Origin of the sequence: Pragia fontium, assembly GCF_900638655.1 — a bacterium.
Classification (GTDB): Bacteria; Pseudomonadota; Gammaproteobacteria; order Enterobacterales; family Enterobacteriaceae; genus Pragia; species Pragia fontium.
Genome location: NZ_LR134531.1, coordinates 2329041 through 2350383 on the forward strand (window position 1 = coordinate 2329041; position 21343 = coordinate 2350383).

The following is a 21343-nucleotide window of genomic DNA, read 5'->3' on the forward strand; positions in this document are numbered from 1 at the left end:
TAATAAATGATGACATAGATCACTTAATTAAATCTGATTCTCTTGTTCAAGGGTTAATAGCGCATCACGCTTTATTTCTTGTAATGTACTGCGTACAAAATCGATCTGTTTCAATGCATCCTCACGTTCCTGAGCCAGTCGTTGCGTCAGTTTTTCCGTTGGCAACGGCGTTTCACTCATTTCGCGCCAAGGGATCCAAGGATTATCATCTTCCCCTGTAAAGCGAAAAGCTGGCGCATAGTAATCCACCTCTTCTTCCAGACCATAAGCAATCACCTGTGGTTGCTCATCACCCAGACATATTAACTTAGTTAACAGCTGCTTAAATGGCATATCACCCGCCCCAGAAGCACAGGCTTTATGCCCTTTCCCATTCCCTTCAGGAATAATTAATGCATCTTTAATATGTACCTGAGTGACCCAGTCTTTCATGTCATCAAGCGCATCCAGCGGCTCTTCATTGGCATTAATCATATTGGCGAAATCAAACAGAATAGACAGGGATGCCATATCGCTACGCTTAACGATATCAACCAATTCAATGCCTTTTAAATCTTCATGTTGCTCGATGGTGAACGTTAATCCCGATTGAGAATAGTTGTTTTTAATATATTGAATATCGGCATCAATCTTGGCAATAACCTCTTGTAAAGGCCCTTCATATCTTGGGTAAAACCTGACTGAAGAGGCTTTGACCTGTTCTGCAATCCTGACCGCTTGATCGATATATTTTTGTTCTGATGAGCTGGTTTCAATATGAATATCTAACTTTAATTTCTCTGCCTTTAAACGGAATAATGCGAGTTCAGCGTCGTCTAATTGACCTAAAGCACGGGTTTCACCGTCTAAAACGTGAATTTTTACTCCGGTTAATTTCTGTTCATAAGCAATATCCAATAAATCAGCAGGTAAAATATTCTCTACGCGCATATTTAAATGATAAGCATAGGCATGCAAATAGAGCGGTAAATTATCTACACGCTGGATAATTTTATTGGCTTCATCCCTAGTCATAATTTTCCCCTAGAGGTTAATAAGAAAGTCTACTGACTCGAAACGCCAGTATTCAATATCTATCTGAATAATATTTTTATTGCTATCGGCTCGATATTTCTCCACTAAAATTGCTGGCGTGCCAACGGAGCCACCTATTATTTTGCACACATCACCAGACATTCTAATGGGTCTAAAAGCCAATCGTTGAGTCACTATTTTCTTTTTATATTCCTCCTCCCATAAATGAGAAAAAGAGTCATGACCTAATTTATCAATAAATCCCTGAGCGATACGGGGATTGATAAAGGTTTCGTGATAAAACACTTTATGGTTATCTAACGCCCCCCATCCGGTGATTCGATAAAGCTCACCAGAATCTCCTTCCTCAAGCAGAGATTCAACTACCGCGGGATAGCTAGACACCAAGCTTTTTTCAATAAAATCCCAAGATGGCTCTCTTCCTTGTTCTAAGGCAGCAAGTTTGAAACTTGCAGAGGATTTCGGGTTATAGATAAAGCGAGGTAGGGCAACGAACCAACCTTTTCTATCCTTACGAAAGATTTTGGATTCCGACTCAAGGTTAAGTAAAGCCTGACGCAGAGTCATTCTTTTAACCCCTAATAACTCTTCCAACTCTCTTTCCGAGGGGAGCTTTGCTCCAGCGATAATCGTGCCATTCTGTAGCCATCGATCCAGTTTTTCTTTAGCTACTTCTACCGTTGATACGTTATCCATAAGATTGGGTTATCCCTTTTGGTTTAAACCAGATGATAAATGGTAGTTCTTATCGCTAAAAAGAAGCAATGAGTTCGTTATAATTGAGAGGATATTTGTGATATTGCTCGCAGAACCTTTGAGGAAAGGCTCAGACTATGGCAAATATATTTTCATGAAGATGAACATGTGTGAGTAAATTAATTATTGGCAGGTCTGTGGTATTAATGGCTACCAATACAGCCAGTAGCCATTAGAGTGATAACACAATCTATTTAGCTGCGATGCAACATCACTAGACGTTCTTACGCTCAATCGACTCTTCACCCCAATAAAGGATATCGGCGTCCGTTTTACTAAATGCAATGGGCAGAACTTCATCGCAACCTTCGTCCCAGATTTGCTGAGCCTTCACTTCATCATTATCCGCCAGTTGAAAAATGGCTTCGGCAATCTCTACCGATGTTTCACGAATTCTGGCCCATTCTTTTATTCTTAACTTATGCATTGTTATCTCCAAATGGTTTTATGAAGCTGTGATAACTCCTTTATTAGAGTATCGCCGTGACAGGTAATTTTGCACGTAAATATTATTTAAATATCTCAAAAAACCACTTTTCCCTCCCGTCTAACTTTCATTCTTTTTATTGCTAAAAACCGTATCAATGATTGAAATCCGCAATTTAGCAGCCATCCAGGCCAAGCTGACTCCCCCCTTCCTTTTATCATCGACTATCCAGAGTTAAAGGCGTAAATTGGAAACTCAATCTGTTTGAGAACCGTTTATAAAACGCTTCGTTAACGCACCGGTTTTAACGATGCTCTCCTATCCGAAATTTTATCCTCAGGATCTATTGCTATGAATAACTTTAGCCTTCATCTCGCAACACAAGTCCTGTTTGGTCAGGGGCAAATTGCCCAACTGCCAAGCGTCATTCCCGCCGATGCACGAGTGCTGATTACCTACGGTGGCGGCAGCATAAAACGTAATGGTGTTTTAGATCAGGTTCATCAGGCGCTAAAGGGCTATACCCTGTTTGAATTTGGCGGAATTGAGCCTAACCCTACGTATGAAACCCTAATGCAGGCCGTGGAGGTGGTTCATAATAACAAAATCGATTTTCTGCTGGCCGTTGGCGGTGGCTCAGTATTAGACGGTACCAAATTTATTGCCGCAGCGGCAGATTATGCCGGTGACACTTGGGATATCGTCACCAGCGGTGGTAAAAAAATCACTCAAGCTCTGCCCATCGGTTCAGTCTTAACCTTACCGGCTACCGGGTCAGAAATGAATATGGGTGCGGTAATCAGCCGTCGAGAAACCGGCGATAAGCAAGCCTTCGGCTCCCCACTGGTGTTACCAAAGTTCGCTATTCTCGATCCGGTAACCACTTATACCTTACCTCCGCGTCAAGTGGCTAACGGCGTTATCGATGCCTTTATTCACACCATGGAGCAGTATTTAACTTACCCGGTAGATGCCAAAGTACAGGACCGTTTTTCTGAAGGTTTACTGTTAACGCTGATCGAGGAAGGCCCAAAAGCGTTAAAAGAGCCGGAAAACTATGCGGTACGCGCCAATATTATGTGGTGTGCCACCATGGCACTTAACGGTTTAATCGGTGCCGGTGTACCTCAAGACTGGACCACCCATATGTTAGGCCATGAGCTCACCGCCATGCACGGTTTAGACCACGCACAAACGCTGGCCATTATTCTGCCTGCGGTGATGCGCGCCAGAAAAGCGCAAAAATGGCAAAAACTCCTGCAATATGCCGATCGCATTTGGGGAATTGATACCGGTACGGAAGACCAGCGTATTGAGGCCGCCATTAAAGCCACCGAGCAATTCTTCCAGCAAATGGGCGCACCAACCCGCCTGTCTGATTACCAGTTAGACGGCAGCACCATTCCAGACCTGATCAAAAAACTGGAAGAACATGGAATGACCAAACTGGGTGAGCACCGTGATATTACGCTGGCGGACAGTCAGAAAATTTACGAATCAGCACGCTAAGGATGGGTTGATCTTTAATAAAAAAGGCCAACATCTCGGTAGCCTCAGGATGACTTTATTTCGGCCCTTTGTTATTGAGCGCTGGAATTCAGCCGACACTGGCAATAAGGCAGTACGAGCAGCATGGATGCTGCGAGAGGCATAGCGCCGCCGGGAGCGGGTCTATGCCGGTACGTTAAGCCTTATTGATAGTGGAGGGAAGTCGCCGTAGGCGACCTGGATTCGGGGGCGAAGGCGCGGGTGTGCAGAGGGCGTTCGCCCTAACGCCCTTTGCTCGGCCACGTGCACCAACGTTAATTTATTCTCCGTACTGATAGTGGACGAAACTTTCGCCGCTATTAACCTTAACTAAACGTTTTTAACACCAACATCTTCATCATTCTACCGCCATAAACCTAAACACCGATTTGGTGAAAACAATCAATAAATTGATCCCCCACACAAGTAGAATGGCGAATCTATTATTTTTCTCCGCGCAAAAGGGTATTTATATATTGAGAATTTAAAATCTCACCGTAGGAAATAAAACAGTCTGCTGACAATGAAAACAAGTTATTAACCATTTGTTAATATAAATATTTTTCACAGTTTGATACAAATAACCTCTTCTTTTTGCATTTTATCCCGGCAGATCGATACACAAATCTTGGTTATTTATATATTATCTTCCCGAATTATTAATCAATACAACGATGTTAAATATTTAATCAGTTAAGGGAATAACCTGTGAGTCCTATAGATTACGTTATCAATCTTATTTTAAGCGGTATTCTGATTGTCGGAGTTTATCAGTTTTACTTCTTTACCCAACGCAATACGCTTACCAAAGTTCGCGAGTTCAAATCACCTATTGATGAAAAAATCCCCTTCTGGCCTTCCTGGTCATGGATATATAGCTTTCTCTATTATCCAGCAATCCTTTATATCAATTGGATTGTTGAAGATTCCCGTCACTTCATCATGATTGTTTTTAGCTACATCGTGCTGTTAGTCATGCAAATGATGTTTTTTATGCTGTTTCCGGTATCGACCCCAACCCATTGGCGTACCATGAATACCGGTAAAACCTGGTCTGAAAAATTCCTGCAATATGTCCAGAAGTTTGATGACTCATCCAACTGTTTCCCGAGCATGCACGTTTCCGTTGCCACACTGACCGCACTGCTGGCTTATAGCACTCTGGGACCTTGGGTATTCGCATTCCCGGTACTGATTGCGCTTTCCTGTATGTTTACCAAGCAGCACTACATTATCGATTTACCTGCCGGCGCGGCATTAGGCTGGGCGGCTTACGAAGTTTACTGCGCAATTCTTTGATATTTCAGCTTATAACCGACCACTTAAGTGGTCGGCTATCGCTTTGCTAGCTTTCCCTCTCCCTAAGTCATATTCACTAAACTCACCCGATTAAGCTAAACAATGCGTTTGATCTTTATCGTCTAACGACGAAGTTATTGTAAAATTTATAAGGCTTTGATTGCATCCCTATCCGGTCGACGTTACCATTACCGCATTCATTACTATTCAATAATGACGCATGAGTATTCATTTAAACGCTATAAATTGCTTCTACGGTAACCATCAGGCACTGTTTGATATCACATTAGACTGCCCGGATGGAGAAACCCTAGTATTACTCGGCCCTAGCGGCGCGGGTAAAAGTTCCCTAATCAGAGTATTGAACCTGTTGGAAATGCCCCGTTCGGGTCAGCTTGCCATTGCAGGCAATACCTTTGATTTTAGTCATCCACCAGCAGAAGATGCGATCCGTGAACTGCGCCGCAATGTTGGTATGGTCTTTCAGCAATATAATCTGTGGCCTCATTTAACGGTGATGCAGAATCTTATTGAAGCGCCTTGCCGAGTCTTAGGTCTATCCAAAGAAGAAGCGATCGCCAGAGCCGAAAAACTGTTAACCCGTTTGCGCCTCAAAGAGTTTCACTCGCGTTTTCCTCTGCATCTTTCCGGTGGCCAGCAGCAGCGTGTGGCGATTGCCAGAGCGTTGATGATGGAGCCGAAAATTCTGCTGTTTGATGAACCTACCGCAGCATTGGATCCAGAAATTACTGCTCAAGTGGTAAATATTATTCATGAACTCTCCGATACCGGTATTACTCAGGTTATCGTGACGCATGAAGTCGAATTTGCCAAAAAGACCGCCAGTCGTGTGGTTTATATGGAACAAGGGCGCGTAGTAGAATACGGCGATGCTCAGTCGTTTACTCAACCCCAAACCCAAGCGTTTGCTGGTTACCTTTCTCATTAAATTTGTCCGGAGTTAGACATGAAAAAACTATTGGTCGCTACTTTGCTTGCTAGCATCAGTCTTTCTGCAGCGGCGGCAGAAAAAATCCGTTTTGCTACTGAAGCATCCTATCCTCCGTTTGAATTTATTGATGCGAATAACCAAATTCAAGGATTTGATATCGATCTGGCTAACGCCCTCTGTAAAGAGATCAAAGCTGAATGTACTTTTTCAAATCAGAGCTTTGACAGTTTAGTCCCAGGACTGAAATTCCGTCGTTTTGAGGCTGCCATTGCCGCGATGGATGTCACCCCTGAGCGTCAGCAACAGGTTACCTTTACCAATACCTATTATGATAACTCCGCTCAGTTTATCGCTATGAAAGGTAAGGTTGCCGATCTTGCTGCGCTGAAAGGCCAAAAAGTGGGAATGCAGAACGGTAGCACCCATCAGAAATATCTGCTGGAAAAGCATACTGACATTAAACCAGTAGCTTATGACAGCTATCAAAATGCGATTCTTGATCTAAAAAGCGGCCGCATCAACGCAGTATTTGGCGATACCGCTGTCGTCGCTGAATGGTTGAAGAAGAATGACGATTTAGCCAGCGTTGGCGAGAAAGTCACTGACAATGCCTACTTCGGTACCGGTTTTGCCATTGCTTTGAACCAGAAGAATACTGACCTGCGCGATAAAATGAACGCCGCGCTGGAAAAAATCAAACAAGATGGCACTTACAAAGCTATCTACGATAAATGGTTCCAGAAATAATCCTATCAGCAATGAATGAAATTCTACCTTTAGCAAGCGCCGCCGGTATGACCGTCGGCCTTGCCGTTTGCTCTCTGATACTTGGCCTGATACTGGCTATGCTGTTTGCTGTCTGGGAGTCATCTCGCCTAAAGCTTTTCAGCTATATCGCCACGCTTATCGTCATGATATTTCGTGGCTTGCCGGAAATTCTGGTGGTGTTATTTATCTATTTCGGCGCTTCACAATTATTGATGACGCTGGCGGATGGCTTCACCCTTTTCGGCCTGACCATTCAGTTGCAAATTGATAACTTTGACGTCAGCCCATTCCTGTGCGGTGTGATAGCCCTTTCTCTGCTTTATGCCGCTTATGGTTCTCAAACCCTACGCGGTGCCTTAAAAGCAGTACCGCGTGGTCAATGGGAAGCGGGTCAGGCGCTTGGTATTAGCAAATCCGCCATTTTCTTTCGCCTGATCATGCCTCAAATGTGGCGTCATGCTCTTCCGGGCTTGGGAAATCAGTGGTTAGTGTTACTAAAAGATACCGCACTGGTCTCTTTAATCAGCGTAAACGATCTGATGCTACAAACTAAAAGCATTGCCATCCGTACGCAGGAACCCTTTACCTGGTTTATGATTGCGGCGCTGGTTTATCTGGCAATTACGCTAATAAGCCAATATATCCTCTCCCGCATTGAACGACATACGACGCGCTTTGAACGGGAGGCATCATAATGTTTCAGTATTTGCCTGACGTTCTGAAAGGGCTGCATACCAGCCTGAGCCTCACCGCCGTATCGCTCATTGTTGCTCTGGTGCTGGCACTGCTATTCACCGTGATTCTGACCCTGAAAACCCCAGTGATAAACTGGATAGTTAAAGGCTATATCACCTTGTTTACCGGCACCCCATTACTGGTACAAATCTTCCTGATTTACTACGGGCCCGGTCAATTCGATAGCATTAAGCAATTCCCCATATTGTGGGATTTACTGTCGCAGCCTTGGCTCTGCGCCATGATAGCGCTGGCATTAAACAGTGCGGCTTACTCCACCTTGCTATTTCACGGGGCGGTACGCGCTATTCCTTCCGGACAATGGCAATCCTGCGCCGCATTGGGTATGTCCAAAGGCCAAACCCTGCGGATCCTGTTGCCTTATGCCTTTAAACGCGCGCTGTCATCCTATTCCAATGAAGTGGTTCTGGTGTTTAAGAGTACCTCATTGGCCTATACCATTACCCTAATGGAAGTTATGGGCTACAGCCAACTGATGTACGGTCGTACCTATGATGTGATGGTGTATGGCGCTGCGGGGATCATCTATCTGTGCGTTAATGGCTTGCTAACGCTGATGATGCGTATGATTGAGAGAAAAGCGCTGGCGTTTGAGCAACGTTGATAAAGAAGTTTTATCTTTGCCCTGCTTATTGAGCGCTGGAATTCAGCCGACAACTGAGTGAGGGAGCACGTCCAGCAAGGATGCTGGACGAGGCGCTGCTTCGTCGGGAACGAATCAGCGCCGGTGCGTTAACCCGAACGAAAGCGGAGGGAAGTCGCCGGTAGGCGGCCTGAATTCGGGGGCGAAGGCGCGGGAGTGCAGAGGGCGTTCTGTATGGACTGGGGACATAGGTAACAGGTGTTCAGGGACATAGGTAACACTTTTTAGAACGTAATCGCTGGTGCTTTTACGTTTTGTTGTTCCATTATCGGCATATCACTATTCCATACTAAGGAGAGTTATATGCCGTGGAATGAGGTTACCATCATGTCTTTAAAAGAAGAGTTTGTTACTCTGGCCACTTTACCCGGGGCGAATATCTCTGAGTTGGCACGGCGATTCTCTATTAGTCGGAAGACGGCTTATAAATGGCTCTCTCGTTACCAGCAACAAGGTCTCCCGGGATTAGCTGAACGTTCACGTAAGCCCTTGTCTTCACCCTCCAAAACCGCCGATGATGTTGAACTCAAGCTGATAACGCTACGTCAACGTTATCCCGCCTGGGGACCCAGAAAGCTCAAACGATATCTGGAAAATAAAGGAGAAAGCGTCCCTGCCGTTGCCACCGTTGCCGCTATATTGAAGCGTCATCACCTCATTGAGCCTCAGGCTTCCCTACAGGCTCAACACTGGCAGCGCTTTGAACATCCTCACCCCAATGACTTGTGGCAAATGGATTTTAAGGGGTGGTTCTATGTCAGCAATCAGCGCTGCTTTCCACTGACTATTCTTGATGACCACTCTCGTTTTTCACTGTGTTTACGAGGTTGTCAGGGCGAGTCACATGACGATGTTAAACCCGTTCTGATTGATGTATTCCGCCATTACGGCTTGCCCGTTGCTATGACAATGGATAATGGGGCACCGTGGGGAGTTTCCCGAGCACATTACCGCTTTACACGTTTAAGTGCCTGGTTAATTCATCTTGGAATACGAGTGTCCCATTCACGCCCTCATCATCCTCAGACACAAGGTAAAGACGAACGTTTTCATCGTTCTTTAAAAGCGGAAGTATTAAATAATCGGGCATTTAGTGAAATGAGACAATGCCAGACGGCTTTTGATAGCTGGCGACGAATTTATAACTGCAAACGGCCTCACGATGCCTTATCACTGGAGGTACCAATCTCGCGTTATCAAATCAGTCAGCGTGCTTATCCTGAGACATTGCCTGCAATAGAATATGATGAAGGGCTGGTGGTGAGAAAGGTTCAAATGAATGGACACATCTGTCTCTATGGTAAGAGATATTTGGTCAGCAATGCATTCTGGGGATATCCGGTCCTGGTAAAAGAAACCGCTGATGAGTATGAAAGAGATATCTATTTTACTCACCAGCGTATTGCCAAAATTGACTTACGTAGGCCATTGGATTAGAAATAATGTGTAACCCATGTCTCCGAACACCTGTTACCTATGTCTATAATCCATACAGCGTTCGCCCTAACGCCCTTTGCTCGGCCACTTTCGCTAATGCTATTTTATTCTCTGTACTGATAGTGGACGAAATTTTCGCTGTTATTAAACTTAACTGACTAACATTATTAAATATTGTCTAATCTTCAAACTAAGATCATATAAACGGCATTAACATCGGATCCCTGAACTGATACTCAAACCCTAGCTCCTGACAAATCCGCTGTCCATTAATCACCCGGCCTAATGAATCATTATCGGTTGCGAGAAACTGCGGTGCATCAACGCCCAGTTTTTTAGCCATGGCCGGATAGTAATCCCGCTTACGTGGATGAACCTGAGCACATAAATTATAGATATGACCACCCTGTGGCTGAGCCAAGAGCAATTCAATGGCGGTGATCACATCCTCTTGGTGGACTAAATTCACCGCACAATTCCCCCCCGGTAAATCCTGTTTTCCCGCAAGAAAACGTCCCGGATGGCGTTCCGGCCCGACCAATCCCGCCGGGCGCAAAATATCCACCTGTAGGTTCGGTAAGTTATGCAGCCAATCCTCTAAATCCACCAGCACTTTGCCAGAAGCCCGCGCAGGCATACGAGGGGCGTCTTCAGTCACTTCCCCTTCTCCCTCACCGTAAACGGAGGTGGAGCTGATAAATATCAGCCTTGGAATGTGTTGGGTAAGCACACTATCCACCAACAGTTGTACCGATTGGCGATAGATTTCTGCCTGCTCAGGTTGACGGCTGGCGGGTAAGGTAATCACCAAGACATCACAGTCAAGCAACTGTTGCCAGTCATCGGCTTCGCATTCCGGCATCGGCTTCATCACCAACTGATAAGCATCAATTCCTGACATTCTGGCGGCTTCCAGACCGTCTGGTGTAGTCTTACTTCCCGTTACCTGATATCCCCGATTGATCAGAGACAGTGCCAGAGGCATACCTAACCAACCTAAACCGATGATCGAAACCTTTTTCATATGCGTTCAATCCATTTAAAAATATATAACTTCGTTTACCCGCTTATCGATATACAATATAAGCCAAATTCTGCCCTGTCACCCGTTTAATTCCAGAATAAAACGGCTTCGAGAAATATCATCTTCTCTGTTTTTTATCCTGCCTATCATTATTCAATAATAATTTAAAAAAGGGGTTGCCATTCCCTCGAACAATGAGTAGGTTATCTCTCAGCAGCAAAAAATTAAACTATCTGATTCAAGGCACAATACATCATGAATAACGTTCTGTTTAACCACCATCATCACCATCACCCTGATTAGTCTTCAGGCCTTTGGTGCTGGAAGACGATCTACGATTCTTCCAGTGGCAAACAGAAAGTTTAAAGAGAGCCCTCGGAAGAATCCTTCCGAGGGCTTTTTTAATGCCCCCGACTTAATAAGAATAATTTTAAAAGAATAAGAGGATTACCATGTTAGATAGAAGCCGTTTACGCATCGCTATGCAGAAGTCAGGCCGCTTAAGTGAAGAGTCACAAAAACTGTTTGCCAGCTGCGGTATCAAAATTAATCTTCAGCAGCAGCGCCTGATCGCCTTTGCTGAAAATATGCCTATCGACATTTTACGAGTGCGCGATGACGATATTCCCGGTCTGGTGATGGACGGCGTAGTAGACCTCGGTATTATTGGCGAAAACGTGCTGGAAGAAGAGCTGTTAAACCGCCGGGCACAAGGTGAAGATCCGCGTTACATTACCCTGCGCCGTTTAGATTTTGGTGGATGTCGTCTCTCCATCGCTATGCCACTGGACGCAGAATATACCGGGCCACAAAGCCTGCAAAATAGCCGTATCGCCACCTCTTATCCTCACTTGTTAAAACGCTATCTGGATGAACAAAAAGTTCGCTTCAAATCCTGTCTGTTAAACGGCTCGGTTGAAGTTGCCCCACGCGCCGGTTTATCCGATGCCATCTGCGATCTGGTTTCTACCGGCGCCACCCTTGAGGCTAACGGATTACGTGAAGTTGAAGTGATTTATCGCTCTAAAGCCTCTCTGATCCAGCGCGATGGCGAAATGTCTGACGATAAGCAGGAACTGATTAACAAACTGCTGACCCGCATGCAGGGCGTCATTCAGGCGCGTGAATCCAAATACATTATGCTACACGCGCCCAGCGAGCGTCTGGAAGAGATTATTGCCCTCCTGCCCGGTGCTGAACGCCCAACCATTCTGCCACTGGCAGGAGATAAAAACCGCGTCGCTATGCACATGGTCAGCAGCGAAACCCTGTTCTGGGAAACCATGGAAAGGCTGAAATCGCTGGGTGCCAGTTCCATTCTGGTGTTACCAATCGAAAAAATGATGGAGTAATCGCCATGCAACTGACTTATTGGGAAAAAAGCACCAAAGAGCAGCAAACAGCGCTGCTCTCTCGCCCGGCCATTAATGCTTCCGATCGCATCAGCTCCGCGGTCAGTGACATTATCGAACAGGTCAAAGCCGGTGGCGATAACGCTCTGCAATTACTCAACGCCAAATTTGATAAGGTACAAACCACACAGCTTCGCGTTAGCACTGAAGAAATTGACGCTGCCTGTGGTCGCCTGAATGATGATATTAAGCAGGCCATGGCCATTGCCGCTCGCAATATAGAAACATTTCATCAGGCTCAGGTTATTCCTGCTGTTGATATTGAAACCCAGCCCGGCGTACGCTGCCAACAGGTGACTCGTCCGATTAGATCCGTTGGTCTGTATATTCCCGGCGGTACCGCTCCGCTGTTGTCCACTGTGCTGATGTTAGGTATTCCATCTCGCTTGGCCGGATGTAGTGAAGTCATACTGTGTTCACCGCCGCCGATTGCCGATGAAATTCTGTATGCCGCCAAACTCTGTGGCATCAATAACGTGTTCCAATTAGGCGGTGCGCAAGCCATTGCTGCAATGGCATTCGGCAGTGAAAGTATTCCTAAAGTGGATAAGATTTTTGGACCGGGCAATGCTTACGTTACTGAAGCTAAGCGTCAGGTCAGTCAGGCCATTGGCGGTGCAGCGATTGATATGCCTGCTGGCCCATCAGAAGTATTGGTAATAGCAGATAGCGACTCAACCCCGGCTTTTATCGCTGCTGACCTGCTTTCTCAGGCAGAACACGGCCCAGACTCTCAGGTTATTCTCTTAACCCCGGATCAAGGTATTGCTCAGGCAGTATCCGAAGAGCTGGAAAAACAATTGGCGACACTGTCCCGTAAAGAGATTGCTCTTCAGGCACTGGCTGAAAGTCGATTGATCGTTACCCGAGATATCGCGCAGTGTATTGAGATCAGTAATCAATATGGTCCAGAACACTTAATTATCCAGACTCGCCAGCCGGAAGAGCTGATGGAACGCATCACCAGCGCTGGTTCGGTTTTTCTGGGAGACTGGTCACCGGAATCGGCCGGTGATTACGCTTCCGGAACTAACCACGTGTTGCCGACCTACGGTTATACCGCAACCTATTCCAGCCTTGGTATGGCAGATTTTCAAAAACGGATGACGGTACAACAGCTGTCCGCTACCGGTTTTCTGGCGCTGGCACCCACCATTGAGACGCTGGCGCAAGCCGAACAACTGACCGCCCACAAACAAGCCGTTACGCTGCGCGTAGCCAAGCTGAAACAACTGAATCCGGAGGCGTAAATGAGCATTGAACAATTAGCCCGCGACAACGTAAGACAATTAACGCCTTATCAGTCAGCGCGTCGTATCGGCGGTAATGGAGATGTCTGGCTAAACGCCAATGAGTATCCGGAAGCCACTCAATATCAGCTTACTCAGCAGAATCTTAACCGTTATCCTGAATGTCAGCCGACTCAGGTTATTCAACGCTATGCCACCTATGCCGGTGTTAAACCTGAGCAAGTGATCGTCAGCCGCGGAGCCGATGAAGGCATTGAGCTGCTGATGCGTGCTTTCTGTGAACCGGGTAAAGATGCTGTGCTCTATTGCCCTCCCACTTACGGGATGTATAGCGTCAGCGCTGAAACACTGGGTGTAGAACGGCGTACCGTCGCCAGTAAAAGCGACTGGCAGTTGGATCTGCCGGCGATTAAAGCTTCACTGGATCGCGTAAAGCTGGTTTACGTTTGCAGTCCAAACAACCCAACGGGCAATCTGATCAATCCAGATGATATCCGCGAACTATTAACGATGACCGCCGGACGTGCTTTAGTGGTGGTTGATGAGGCCTATATTGAGTTTTGCCCTGAAGCCAGTGTGGTGTCTTGGTTAAACCAATACCCTAATCTGGTGGTCTTGCGCACCTTATCCAAAGCCTTTGCGCTGGCCGGATTACGCTGTGGCTTTACCTTAGCCAGTGAAGAGATTATTAACTTACTGCTGAAAGTGATTGCCCCCTATCCGCTATCGACGCCGGTTGCCGATATCGCCGCACAAGCATTAAGCGAGCAGGGAATTTCAACCATGCGTAAGCGCGTAGCCGAGCTCAATGCCCGTCGCGACCAGTTGAGCATCGCATTGGCTCAGTGCAACACCGTCACCCGAGTCTATCCAAGCGAAACCAACTATCTGCTGTTTAACCTGACCAATTCCGAGCAAGCCTTTAAAGCGCTTTGGGATAAGGGCATTATACTCAGAGATCAGAATAAACAACCGGGACTGACGGGATGTCTGCGCATCTCTATCGGTACTCAACGCGAGTGTGACGCAGTCACCGACGCCCTGAAAACTCTTTAAGGACCTTAGCCGCCATGAGCCAAAAATACCTTTTTATTGACCGCGACGGTACCATTATTGCCGAACCACCAGAAGACTTTCAGGTAGATCGACTGGATAAGCTGGCCTTAGAGCCACAAGTTATCCCTGCCCTGTTAAAATTACAGGGTGCTGGCTTTGAACTGGTGATGATCACCAATCAGGATGGGCTGGGAACCGCCAGTTTCCCACAGCAGGATTTCGATCCACCACACAACCTGATGATGCAAATTCTTGAGTCACAGGGAATTAACTTTAAAGAAGTGCTGATTTGTCCGCATATGCCTGAAGATAACTGCGACTGCCGTAAGCCTAAAACCAAAATGGTCAGCGCCTATCTGCATAAAGCGGTCATGGATTATGAGAATTCTTGGGTAATTGGCGATCGCGAAACCGATCTTCAACTGGCCAACAACATGGCTATTCAGGGCATTCGCTATCAGCGTGATACCTTGGGCTGGAATCAAATCGTTGAACAATTAACCCAGTCCGATCGTCATGCCCATGTGACTCGCACCACCAAAGAAACCACGATTGATGTCGAAGTCTGGCTGGATCGCGAAGGCGGCAGCAAAATTCACACCGGTATCGGCTTCTTTGACCATATGCTGGATCAAATCGCCACGCACGGCGGTTTCCGTATGAACATCAACGTTAAAGGCGATCTGTTTATTGACGATCACCATACCATTGAAGATACCGGACTGGCGTTAGGTGAAGCATTGAGAAAAGCGCTGGGGGATAAGCGCGGCATTGGTCGTTTTGGCTTCGTGTTACCAATGGATGAGTGCTTAGCCCGCTGTGCACTGGATATTTCCGGTCGCCCGTTTCTGGAGTATAAAGCCGAATTCAATCACCAGCGCGTTGGTGATATGAGCACTGAAATGGTCGAGCACTTCTTCCAATCACTGGCTTATTCCATGGCAGTAACTCTGCACTTAAAAACCAAAGGCAAAAACGACCACCACAGAGTGGAAAGCCTGTTTAAAGTGTTTGGACGTACGCTGCGTCAGGCGATCCGCGTCGAAGGAAATACCTTACCGAGTTCAAAAGGGGTGCTGTGATGGAAGTGGTAATTTTAGACACGGGCTGCGCCAATCTGGCTTCGGTCAGTTACGCCATTAAGCGACTGGGCTACGATCCGGTTATCAGCCGCGATGCCGATGTCGTTTTGCGCTCCGATAAGCTGTTTCTACCGGGGGTGGGCTCGGCCCCCGCCGCGATGAAAATGTTACAACAGAGGGAGTTAATCGACCTGATTAAAGCCTGTACCCAGCCAGTTCTGGGTATTTGTTTGGGCATGCAACTGATGGCAAAAAGCAGTGAAGAAGGCCATATCAACACACTGGGCATTATTGACGCCCCCATTAAGCAGATGAAAGATCATGGTCTGCCCTTACCGCATATGGGCTGGAACAGAGTTAATCCGCTGGCGGGTCATCATTTATTCCGTGGCATCGAGGATGGTGCCTATTTCTATTTCGTTCATGGATATGCTATGCCCGTATGTTCAGCCACTATCGCTCACTCCACCTACGGCGAGCCCTTCAGCGCCGCAGTACAACAAGACAATTTCTTCGGCGTACAGTTTCATCCCGAACGTTCTGGGCAAGCCGGTGCACAATTGCTGAAAAACTTTCTGGAGATGTAACTGAAATGATTATTCCCGCATTAGACCTGATTGACGGTAGCGTTGTGCGCCTGCATCAGGGAGATTATGGACAACAGCGCGATTACGGCAATGAGCCGCTACCGCGTCTTCAACAATATCAACAACAAGGTGCACAGATACTGCACTTGGTCGATTTAACCGGCGCTAAAGATCCGCAGGCGCGTCAGCTTCCTCTGTTGAGAAAGCTATTGGCCGGCGTTTCGATACCGGTACAGATCGGTGGCGGAATCCGCAGCGAACAAGACGTTAGAGATTTGATTGATGCCGGCGCTAGCCGAGTCGTCATTGGTTCTACCGCGGTACGTCAGCCAGAAATGGTGGAAAAATGGTTTTCCCGCTTTGGTGCTGATGCGCTGGTATTAGCGCTGGATGTGCGTATTGACGAAAACGGCAATAAAAATGTGGCGATCAGCGGCTGGCAAGAGAACTCCAGCCAAACGCTGGAACAGGTAGTGGAACGCTACCGCCCTTATGGTTTGAAACACGTGCTGTGTACTGATATTTCACGTGATGGCACCTTGGCAGGTTCTAACGTTGATCTGTATTGTGAGATTACCCGTCTTTATCCGGAAATTGCTTTTCAGGCTTCAGGCGGTATTGGCAGTCTGGATGATATTGCCGCCCTGCGCAGCAGCGGTGTCAAAGGCGTTATTGTTGGACGCGCCCTGCTGGACGGAAAATTTAACGTAGAGGAGGCTATCTCATGCTGGCAAAACGGATAATTCCTTGTCTGGATGTACGTGATGGACAAGTGGTTAAAGGCGTTCAGTTCCGCAATCATGAAATCATTGGTGATATCGTTCCTCTGGCGCAACGCTATGCGCAAGAAGGCGCAGATGAACTGGTTTTCTATGATATTACCGCCTCATCCGATGGTCGAGTGGTGGATAAAAGCTGGGTTGCCAAAGTGGCCGAAGTGATTGATATTCCCTTCTGTGTCGCAGGCGGAATTAAAAGCATTGAAGATGCTTCTCAGATCCTCTCTTTTGGCGCTGACAAAATTTCTATTAACTCCCCGGCGCTGGCTAATCCGGCGTTGATCACCCAGTTGGCGGATCGGTTTGGCGTACAGTGTATCGTGATCGGTATCGATACCTGGTACAACGAGCAAGAAGGCACTTATCAGGTGTATCAATTTACCGGTGACGAAGCCCGCACTAAAGCTACCGCATGGAATACCTTAGATTGGGTGCAGGAAGTCCAGCAGCGCGGTGCCGGAGAGATTGTCCTGAATATGATGAATCAGGATGGTGTACGCAACGGCTATGACCTTAAACAGCTTAAGCAGGTGCGTAAAGTCTGTAAGGTACCGCTAATTGCTTCCGGCGGAGCCGGTACCATGGAACATTTCCTCGATGCGTTCAAAATTGCTAACGTTGACGGTGCGCTGGCCGCATCAGTATTTCACAAACAAATTATTAATATCGGCGAGCTAAAACGCTATCTGGCCGATAATCAGTTGGAGATCAGAACATGTTAACGCAACAGCAGCAAAACCAATTGGACTGGGAAAAAGTCGACGGCATGATACCGGCCATTGTTCAACATGCGATCTCTGGTGAAGTTTTAATGTTGGGCTATATGAATCCGGAAGCCTTACATGCCACCGAGCAAAGCGGCAAAGTGACCTTCTTTTCCCGTACTAAACAGCGTTTGTGGACCAAAGGGGAAAGCTCCGGCAATTTTCTTAACGTGGTTAGCATCACGCCGGACTGCGATAACGATAGCCTGCTGATTATGGCTAATCCACAGGGGCCAACCTGCCATAACGGTACCAATAGCTGTTTCGCACCGGCAGAAACCGACTGGACTTTCTTATATCAACTGGAGCAGTTGCTGGCATCGCGTAAACACGCCGATCCGCAAACCTCCTATACCGCCAAACTCTATGCCAGCGGCACTAAACGCATCGCACAAAAGGTCGGTGAAGAAGGCGTAGAAACAGCGCTGGCGGCTACGGTAAATGATCGGGAAGAGTTAACCAATGAAGCCTCGGATTTGATTTATCACCTGCTGGTTCTGCTACAGGATCAGGATTTAGACTTAAGCACGGTGATTAATCGTCTGAGAGAGCGGCATAAGTAACTTATAGGCTGCTGCTAGCACTCTTTTTTAAATCAACTGTAGTGGATATTCCGGCCATAAAAGCAATATCTTCATATCGCCCCCTTGCTCGGCCGGAAGAGCACCAGTATTTAGCTTGAATGCGTGTCGGGCCTAGCCACGCTACGGGCACTCCGGCAGCTAAAGCTGCTACGGCCCCCACGCCCGTCTCTCCCGATTAACATTGGGAGGGACTATCTTCCCCCTCGTTTACGACGGGTCAGTTAACTACTGTGCCGTATAGCCACCGTCCACCGCATAGAAAGCCCCGGTGGTGAAAGAGCTGTCATCCGACAGTAAGAATGCGACGGTTTTTGCCACTTCCTCGCGGGTTGCCATGCGTTTCATCGGCTGGCTGTTCGCCATCCACTGCCGAACATCTTCCGAGAGTTGCTGCATACGCGGCGTGTCGACATAGCCGGGTCCAATCGCATTGATTCTCACCCCTTTGTCAGCAAACTCCAGCGCCGCTGCTCGAGTTAGACCAAGTACGCCGTGTTTCGCTGCGGTATAAGGCGCAATGCCAGCAATGCCAACAATACCGTTAGAAGAGGATAAATTGACCACCGCTCCGCCACCGCTATTCACAATGGCCGGTAAACCATACTTCATGGCTAAAACGTGCCCCCCAGATCGGTTTCAATCACATCACACCAGTCATCAAACTCATACTGACAAAGTGACACATTATGAGGTCCAGTAATGCCAGCATTATTAACCAGATAGTGTAAAGCACCGCAGCGTGACAGGGTTTGCTCAACCATCTGTTTGACCGAGTCTGGTTGTCTGATATCGGTGACCAATGGAATCACTCGTTGAAGAGAGGGATCGATACGCCGGGCAGTTTGCTGTATTTCCTGTTGATGGCGAGCAGTGATAATAACCGTCGCGCCACGAGAAAATAGTTCTTGTGCAATACCTTCGCCAACCCCGGTTGATGCGCCGGTAACAATGGCGATTTTGCCAATAAACGATGTCATATATTCTCCTTTGATTGTCCGTATGTGATTAATTTCTTGGCTAACCACATACTGCGCTGAGCGACTGCCAATTTCTGTCAGTAGCCTCAGACCCAAAAGAGAATGTTGGTGGAAAAACTATTTCACCATCACCACATGGTGTAAATCATGGTTAAAGTTTTGGTATTCCGCTTCTGAAATAGCGCTACCGCTGCTCAAAACCTTTAAAGTATGGCCATGAAACTTATGCTGATAAGGAGGATGAACGTGAACATAATCGTTTTCAACAAAACCCAGAGCACGGTAGAACCGTAAACGCTTTTGTGAAATCTCATCCACGACCGGGTCAATTTCCAGAATCACCGTTTTATCCGTTCCGGCAATGAACTCCCCCAGTAAACGAGTTCCATATCCCTGACCGCGCACTTTATCGCTGATGGCATAGTGTTCAATATACAGATAGTCATCAAACGCCCAATAAGCCACAAAACCGACAAACAGCTCATTTTCCATATAGCACTGTAGAAAATAATTATCCGCGGTTAACCCCTTCGCCTGATGCTCAACGGTTCGCTGTTCAAACTCGGGAAAGGAAGAACGGTAAAGCCGTTCAAAAACGGGAAAAAGAGGATCGTTGGTGCTGTGTAAGCGGATGATATTCATAATACGTTAGCGGCTCTTATCAATATGGTCGATTTTGTTGGAGAGTACAAAGAAGCAAACATACCGAATCCAACTAAAATTGCCAACCGCACTATCCCGCTAATTCAGAAAAGCACCCGCTTTTATCTCACTGTTATGGCTGAGTTAATTGCTGCTTACCTTTCCTGTTGCTCTCTTCCAGTGCATTAAGCAAGCTGCCATCTTCAGTGATAATATCGGCGATATACCAGCGTTTATTTTGCAGGATAAGCTTGAAACTTTGGCTTTGTTTAGGCGTCCCGCTTTTCCACAGCGAATAGTGAACAATACCGATGGCTTCACCATCGTTTAAGCTAATAACCTTGATATCATCAATATTCATGGTTTCCCAATCCTGACACTGGCATATAGGGTCATAATCGAAAAAGCCAACCTCACCCTCAGCCAGTTCCTGATCTTCATTAACCGCCAGCATAAACCGCTCGGATATAATCTGTTTATTGCCTGTTTCACTGTACCTGACGGGCTCAGTACCTTCCCGGTAGCTGTTATATATTTCCGCTAAAAAAGCCTCCGGTCCTGATGATTGAGCGGCGAAAGCGTGGCCAGAAATCATCAGTAAACAAAAACACCCGACCCATTTTAAATATGGCATAGCACCTTTCCCTCTTCCGTGAATAAACATCAAGCAGCATTATTCCTTAAAGCCCCACCGCAATACTTACAGTATTTCGCATCACTATCATGACCGATATGATGACAGGTTGGGCACGGATGAGAACCGCGACGTTTTCGTTCAGCGATAACGTACGCCGACAGAATACTGGTGGGGATAGCTAAAGACAGATACCCCAGAATAATCAGCCCGGATGCAATCATCCTGCCCACCGGCGTATCGGGAGTAATATCCCCATAACCCACGGTAGTTAACGTCACCACAGCCCAATAAATAGAAGCCCACAGGCTGGTAAAACCGTTGCCAGGACCTTCTACAACAAACATGATTCCACCGACAATAAATACCAACACCACAATACTGGTTAAAAATAACAGCAGCTTGCTTTTGGCTTGGGCAATACAGTGATGAAAAAAACGCAGGTCATCAACAAAGCCTAATAACCGGAATATGCGTAAAATACACAGAATACGCCACAAACGTATGATCGATTCATATTGGATAACCACGTTCGGCAACAGAATCACCAGATACATGCTGATGGTGGTGAATAAATCGATAATTCCCATGATGGAGGAAGCGTAATGTTGCGCGCGCGGCGTCACCCATAAACGCATCAGATACTCAAGGGTAAACAAGAACAGGAATAGGATGTCCATCCAGTAATAAAATCCTGGATTATCGTAGCGAAAACCCAAGCCGCCCATATACATAAACACCATCAGTACGCTAAGCAACGCTACCCCGCCCCAAAACAGGGACATCGCTCTACCAATTGGCGTTTGCATACTGAAAAATAATAAATAAATGCGGCGTTTAGTCAGATTGTGAAAATCAACGCTTTTAGACATACGATTTAAAGCCCTGTAGTGATCCGTTTACCGATGAAACCAAGACAATCTATTGCGATGCGTAGATTACTCCGATTTAA

General features: G+C 46.7%; 22 protein-coding genes, 1 pseudogene and 1 other annotated feature. Of the genes and pseudogenes, 15 read left to right on the forward strand and 8 right to left on the reverse strand.

Going from position 1 to position 21343, the window contains the following annotated elements:
* Window positions 1-27: 27 nt before the first annotated feature.
* From EL341_RS10010 to EL341_RS10020, 3 genes are all read right to left on the reverse strand, one after another.
* On the reverse strand, window positions 28-1017 hold the full coding sequence (locus EL341_RS10010) for a sugar phosphate isomerase/epimerase family protein (RefSeq protein WP_074822078.1): 990 nt from the start codon (window positions 1015-1017) through the stop codon (window positions 28-30).
* A 6-nt stretch (window positions 1018-1023) separates the two neighbouring features.
* Window positions 1024-1731 (reverse strand): GntR family transcriptional regulator, encoded by a 708-nt coding sequence (locus EL341_RS10015; RefSeq protein WP_047781244.1) that lies wholly within the window; start codon window positions 1729-1731, stop codon window positions 1024-1026.
* Between the two features lie 274 nt (window positions 1732-2005).
* On the reverse strand, window positions 2006-2218 hold the full coding sequence (locus EL341_RS10020; protein WP_047781245.1) for a YccJ family protein: 213 nt from the start codon (window positions 2216-2218) through the stop codon (window positions 2006-2008).
* Window positions 2219-2569: 351 nt separating this feature from the next.
* Here EL341_RS10020 and yqhD point away from each other — a divergent pair, with 351 nt between their 5' ends.
* The 7 genes from yqhD to EL341_RS10055 all read left to right on the forward strand — a co-directional run bounded on the left by yqhD (window position 2570) and on the right by EL341_RS10055 (window position 9600).
* The gene (gene yqhD / locus EL341_RS10025) at window positions 2570-3727 is read left to right on the forward strand and encodes an alcohol dehydrogenase (RefSeq protein ID WP_047781246.1); all 1158 of its coding nucleotides are present in this window, start codon (window positions 2570-2572) and stop codon (window positions 3725-3727) included.
* A gap of 726 nt (window positions 3728-4453) precedes the next feature.
* Window positions 4454-5044 carry a phosphatase PAP2 family protein gene (locus tag EL341_RS10030; protein ID WP_047781247.1) on the forward strand — a complete coding sequence of 197 codons (591 nt, stop codon included), beginning with the start codon at window positions 4454-4456 and terminating at the stop codon, window positions 5042-5044.
* 220 nt (window positions 5045-5264) lie between these two features.
* Window positions 5265-5993, forward strand: coding sequence for an arginine ABC transporter ATP-binding protein ArtP (artP, locus tag EL341_RS10035; RefSeq protein ID WP_047781248.1), 729 nt, complete (start codon window positions 5265-5267; stop codon window positions 5991-5993).
* Window positions 5994-6011: 18 nt separating this feature from the next.
* Window positions 6012-6743, forward strand: coding sequence for an arginine ABC transporter substrate-binding protein (gene artJ, locus EL341_RS10040; RefSeq protein ID WP_074823502.1), 732 nt, complete (start codon window positions 6012-6014; stop codon window positions 6741-6743).
* 11 nt (window positions 6744-6754) lie between these two features.
* Window positions 6755-7459 (forward strand): arginine ABC transporter permease ArtQ, encoded by a 705-nt coding sequence (gene artQ / locus EL341_RS10045; RefSeq protein WP_074823504.1) that lies wholly within the window; start codon window positions 6755-6757, stop codon window positions 7457-7459.
* Window positions 7459-8124, forward strand: coding sequence for an arginine ABC transporter permease ArtM (gene artM, locus EL341_RS10050; protein ID WP_047781251.1), 666 nt, complete (start codon window positions 7459-7461; stop codon window positions 8122-8124). The genes artQ and artM overlap by 1 nt, the downstream gene beginning before the upstream one ends.
* 342 nt (window positions 8125-8466) lie before the next feature.
* Entirely contained in the window at window positions 8467-9600 is a 1134-nt protein-coding gene (locus EL341_RS10055) for an IS481 family transposase (RefSeq protein WP_126466704.1), read from the forward strand.
* Window positions 9601-9796: 196 nt separating this feature from the next.
* On the opposite strand, the gene EL341_RS10060 is transcribed toward EL341_RS10055, so the two are convergent.
* On the reverse strand, window positions 9797-10624 hold the full coding sequence (locus EL341_RS10060; protein WP_074823506.1) for an SDR family oxidoreductase: 828 nt from the start codon (window positions 10622-10624) through the stop codon (window positions 9797-9799).
* Window positions 10625-10902: 278 nt separating this feature from the next.
* Window positions 10903-11029, forward strand: a sequence feature (His leader region).
* 47 nt (window positions 11030-11076) lie between these two features.
* On the opposite strand from EL341_RS10060, the gene hisG reads away from it, so the two are divergent.
* Genes hisG through hisIE form a run of 8 tightly spaced genes read left to right on the forward strand, consistent with a single transcriptional unit; the run spans window position 11077 to window position 18117 of the window.
* Entirely contained in the window at window positions 11077-11976 is a 900-nt protein-coding gene (gene hisG / locus EL341_RS10070; RefSeq protein ID WP_047781253.1) for an ATP phosphoribosyltransferase, read from the forward strand.
* 5 nt (window positions 11977-11981) lie between these two features.
* Window positions 11982-13286 (forward strand): histidinol dehydrogenase, encoded by a 1305-nt coding sequence (hisD, locus tag EL341_RS10075; RefSeq protein ID WP_074823509.1) that lies wholly within the window; start codon window positions 11982-11984, stop codon window positions 13284-13286.
* Window positions 13287-14342, forward strand: coding sequence for a histidinol-phosphate transaminase (gene hisC / locus EL341_RS10080; RefSeq protein ID WP_047781255.1), 1056 nt, complete (start codon window positions 13287-13289; stop codon window positions 14340-14342).
* 14 nt (window positions 14343-14356) lie between these two features.
* Window positions 14357-15424 carry a bifunctional histidinol-phosphatase/imidazoleglycerol-phosphate dehydratase HisB gene (hisB, locus tag EL341_RS10085; protein WP_126467710.1) on the forward strand — a complete coding sequence of 356 codons (1068 nt, stop codon included), beginning with the start codon at window positions 14357-14359 and terminating at the stop codon, window positions 15422-15424.
* Window positions 15424-16011 carry an imidazole glycerol phosphate synthase subunit HisH gene (gene hisH / locus EL341_RS10090; RefSeq protein ID WP_047781257.1) on the forward strand — a complete coding sequence of 196 codons (588 nt, stop codon included), beginning with the start codon at window positions 15424-15426 and terminating at the stop codon, window positions 16009-16011. Before hisB ends, hisH begins: the two co-directional genes overlap by 1 nt.
* 5 nt (window positions 16012-16016) lie before the next feature.
* A complete protein-coding gene (gene hisA, locus EL341_RS10095; RefSeq protein WP_074823512.1) occupies window positions 16017-16754 on the forward strand; it encodes a 1-(5-phosphoribosyl)-5-[(5-phosphoribosylamino)methylideneamino]imidazole-4-carboxamide isomerase in 738 nt (245 codons plus the stop codon).
* The gene (gene hisF / locus EL341_RS10100; RefSeq protein WP_047781259.1) at window positions 16736-17512 is read left to right on the forward strand and encodes an imidazole glycerol phosphate synthase subunit HisF; all 777 of its coding nucleotides are present in this window, start codon (window positions 16736-16738) and stop codon (window positions 17510-17512) included. The genes hisA and hisF overlap by 19 nt, the downstream gene beginning before the upstream one ends.
* A complete protein-coding gene (gene hisIE / locus EL341_RS10105; protein WP_074823513.1) occupies window positions 17506-18117 on the forward strand; it encodes a bifunctional phosphoribosyl-AMP cyclohydrolase/phosphoribosyl-ATP diphosphatase HisIE in 612 nt (203 codons plus the stop codon). Before hisF ends, hisIE begins: the two co-directional genes overlap by 7 nt.
* Window positions 18118-18363: 246 nt before the next feature.
* Here the strand turns inward: hisIE and EL341_RS10110 are convergent.
* From EL341_RS10110 to EL341_RS10125, 4 genes and pseudogenes are all read right to left on the reverse strand, one after another.
* Window positions 18364-19115: pseudogene (locus EL341_RS10110) on the reverse strand (SDR family NAD(P)-dependent oxidoreductase).
* A 117-nt stretch (window positions 19116-19232) separates the two neighbouring features.
* A complete protein-coding gene (locus tag EL341_RS10115) occupies window positions 19233-19757 on the reverse strand; it encodes a GNAT family N-acetyltransferase (protein ID WP_074823517.1) in 525 nt (174 codons plus the stop codon).
* A 133-nt stretch (window positions 19758-19890) separates the two neighbouring features.
* Window positions 19891-20391 carry a DUF3828 domain-containing protein gene (locus EL341_RS10120; protein ID WP_164720456.1) on the reverse strand — a complete coding sequence of 167 codons (501 nt, stop codon included), beginning with the start codon at window positions 20389-20391 and terminating at the stop codon, window positions 19891-19893.
* A gap of 29 nt (window positions 20392-20420) precedes the next feature.
* Window positions 20421-21263: an ion transporter gene (locus EL341_RS10125; protein ID WP_074823520.1), complete on the reverse strand. Its 843-nt coding sequence runs from the start codon at window positions 21261-21263 to the stop codon at window positions 20421-20423.
* Window positions 21264-21343 lie beyond the last annotated feature (80 nt).

Coding starts and splice junctions, on each gene's coding strand:
- EL341_RS10015 (WP_047781244.1), bottom strand. CDS start 1,731: ATGGATAACGTATCAACGGTAGAAGTAGCTAAAGAAAAACTGGATCGA.
- EL341_RS10020 (WP_047781245.1), bottom strand. CDS start 2,218: ATGCATAAGTTAAGAATAAAAGAATGGGCCAGAATTCGTGAAACATCG.
- yqhD (WP_047781246.1), top strand. CDS start 2,570: ATGAATAACTTTAGCCTTCATCTCGCAACACAAGTCCTGTTTGGTCAG.
- artP (WP_047781248.1), top strand. CDS start 5,265: ATGAGTATTCATTTAAACGCTATAAATTGCTTCTACGGTAACCATCAG.
- artJ (WP_074823502.1), top strand. CDS start 6,012: ATGAAAAAACTATTGGTCGCTACTTTGCTTGCTAGCATCAGTCTTTCT.
- artQ (WP_074823504.1), top strand. CDS start 6,755: ATGAATGAAATTCTACCTTTAGCAAGCGCCGCCGGTATGACCGTCGGC.
- artM (WP_047781251.1), top strand. CDS start 7,459: ATGTTTCAGTATTTGCCTGACGTTCTGAAAGGGCTGCATACCAGCCTG.
- EL341_RS10055 (WP_126466704.1), top strand. CDS start 8,467: ATGCCGTGGAATGAGGTTACCATCATGTCTTTAAAAGAAGAGTTTGTT.
- EL341_RS10060 (WP_074823506.1), bottom strand. CDS start 10,624: ATGAAAAAGGTTTCGATCATCGGTTTAGGTTGGTTAGGTATGCCTCTG.
- hisG (WP_047781253.1), top strand. CDS start 11,077: ATGTTAGATAGAAGCCGTTTACGCATCGCTATGCAGAAGTCAGGCCGC.
- hisD (WP_074823509.1), top strand. CDS start 11,982: ATGCAACTGACTTATTGGGAAAAAAGCACCAAAGAGCAGCAAACAGCG.
- hisC (WP_047781255.1), top strand. CDS start 13,287: ATGAGCATTGAACAATTAGCCCGCGACAACGTAAGACAATTAACGCCT.
- hisB (WP_126467710.1), top strand. CDS start 14,357: ATGAGCCAAAAATACCTTTTTATTGACCGCGACGGTACCATTATTGCC.
- hisH (WP_047781257.1), top strand. CDS start 15,424: ATGGAAGTGGTAATTTTAGACACGGGCTGCGCCAATCTGGCTTCGGTC.
- hisA (WP_074823512.1), top strand. CDS start 16,017: ATGATTATTCCCGCATTAGACCTGATTGACGGTAGCGTTGTGCGCCTG.
- hisF (WP_047781259.1), top strand. CDS start 16,736: ATGCTGGCAAAACGGATAATTCCTTGTCTGGATGTACGTGATGGACAA.
- hisIE (WP_074823513.1), top strand. CDS start 17,506: ATGTTAACGCAACAGCAGCAAAACCAATTGGACTGGGAAAAAGTCGAC.
- EL341_RS10115 (WP_074823517.1), bottom strand. CDS start 19,757: ATGAATATCATCCGCTTACACAGCACCAACGATCCTCTTTTTCCCGTT.
- EL341_RS10120 (WP_164720456.1), bottom strand. CDS start 20,391: ATGCCATATTTAAAATGGGTCGGGTGTTTTTGTTTACTGATGATTTCT.
- EL341_RS10125 (WP_074823520.1), bottom strand. CDS start 21,263: ATGTCTAAAAGCGTTGATTTTCACAATCTGACTAAACGCCGCATTTAT.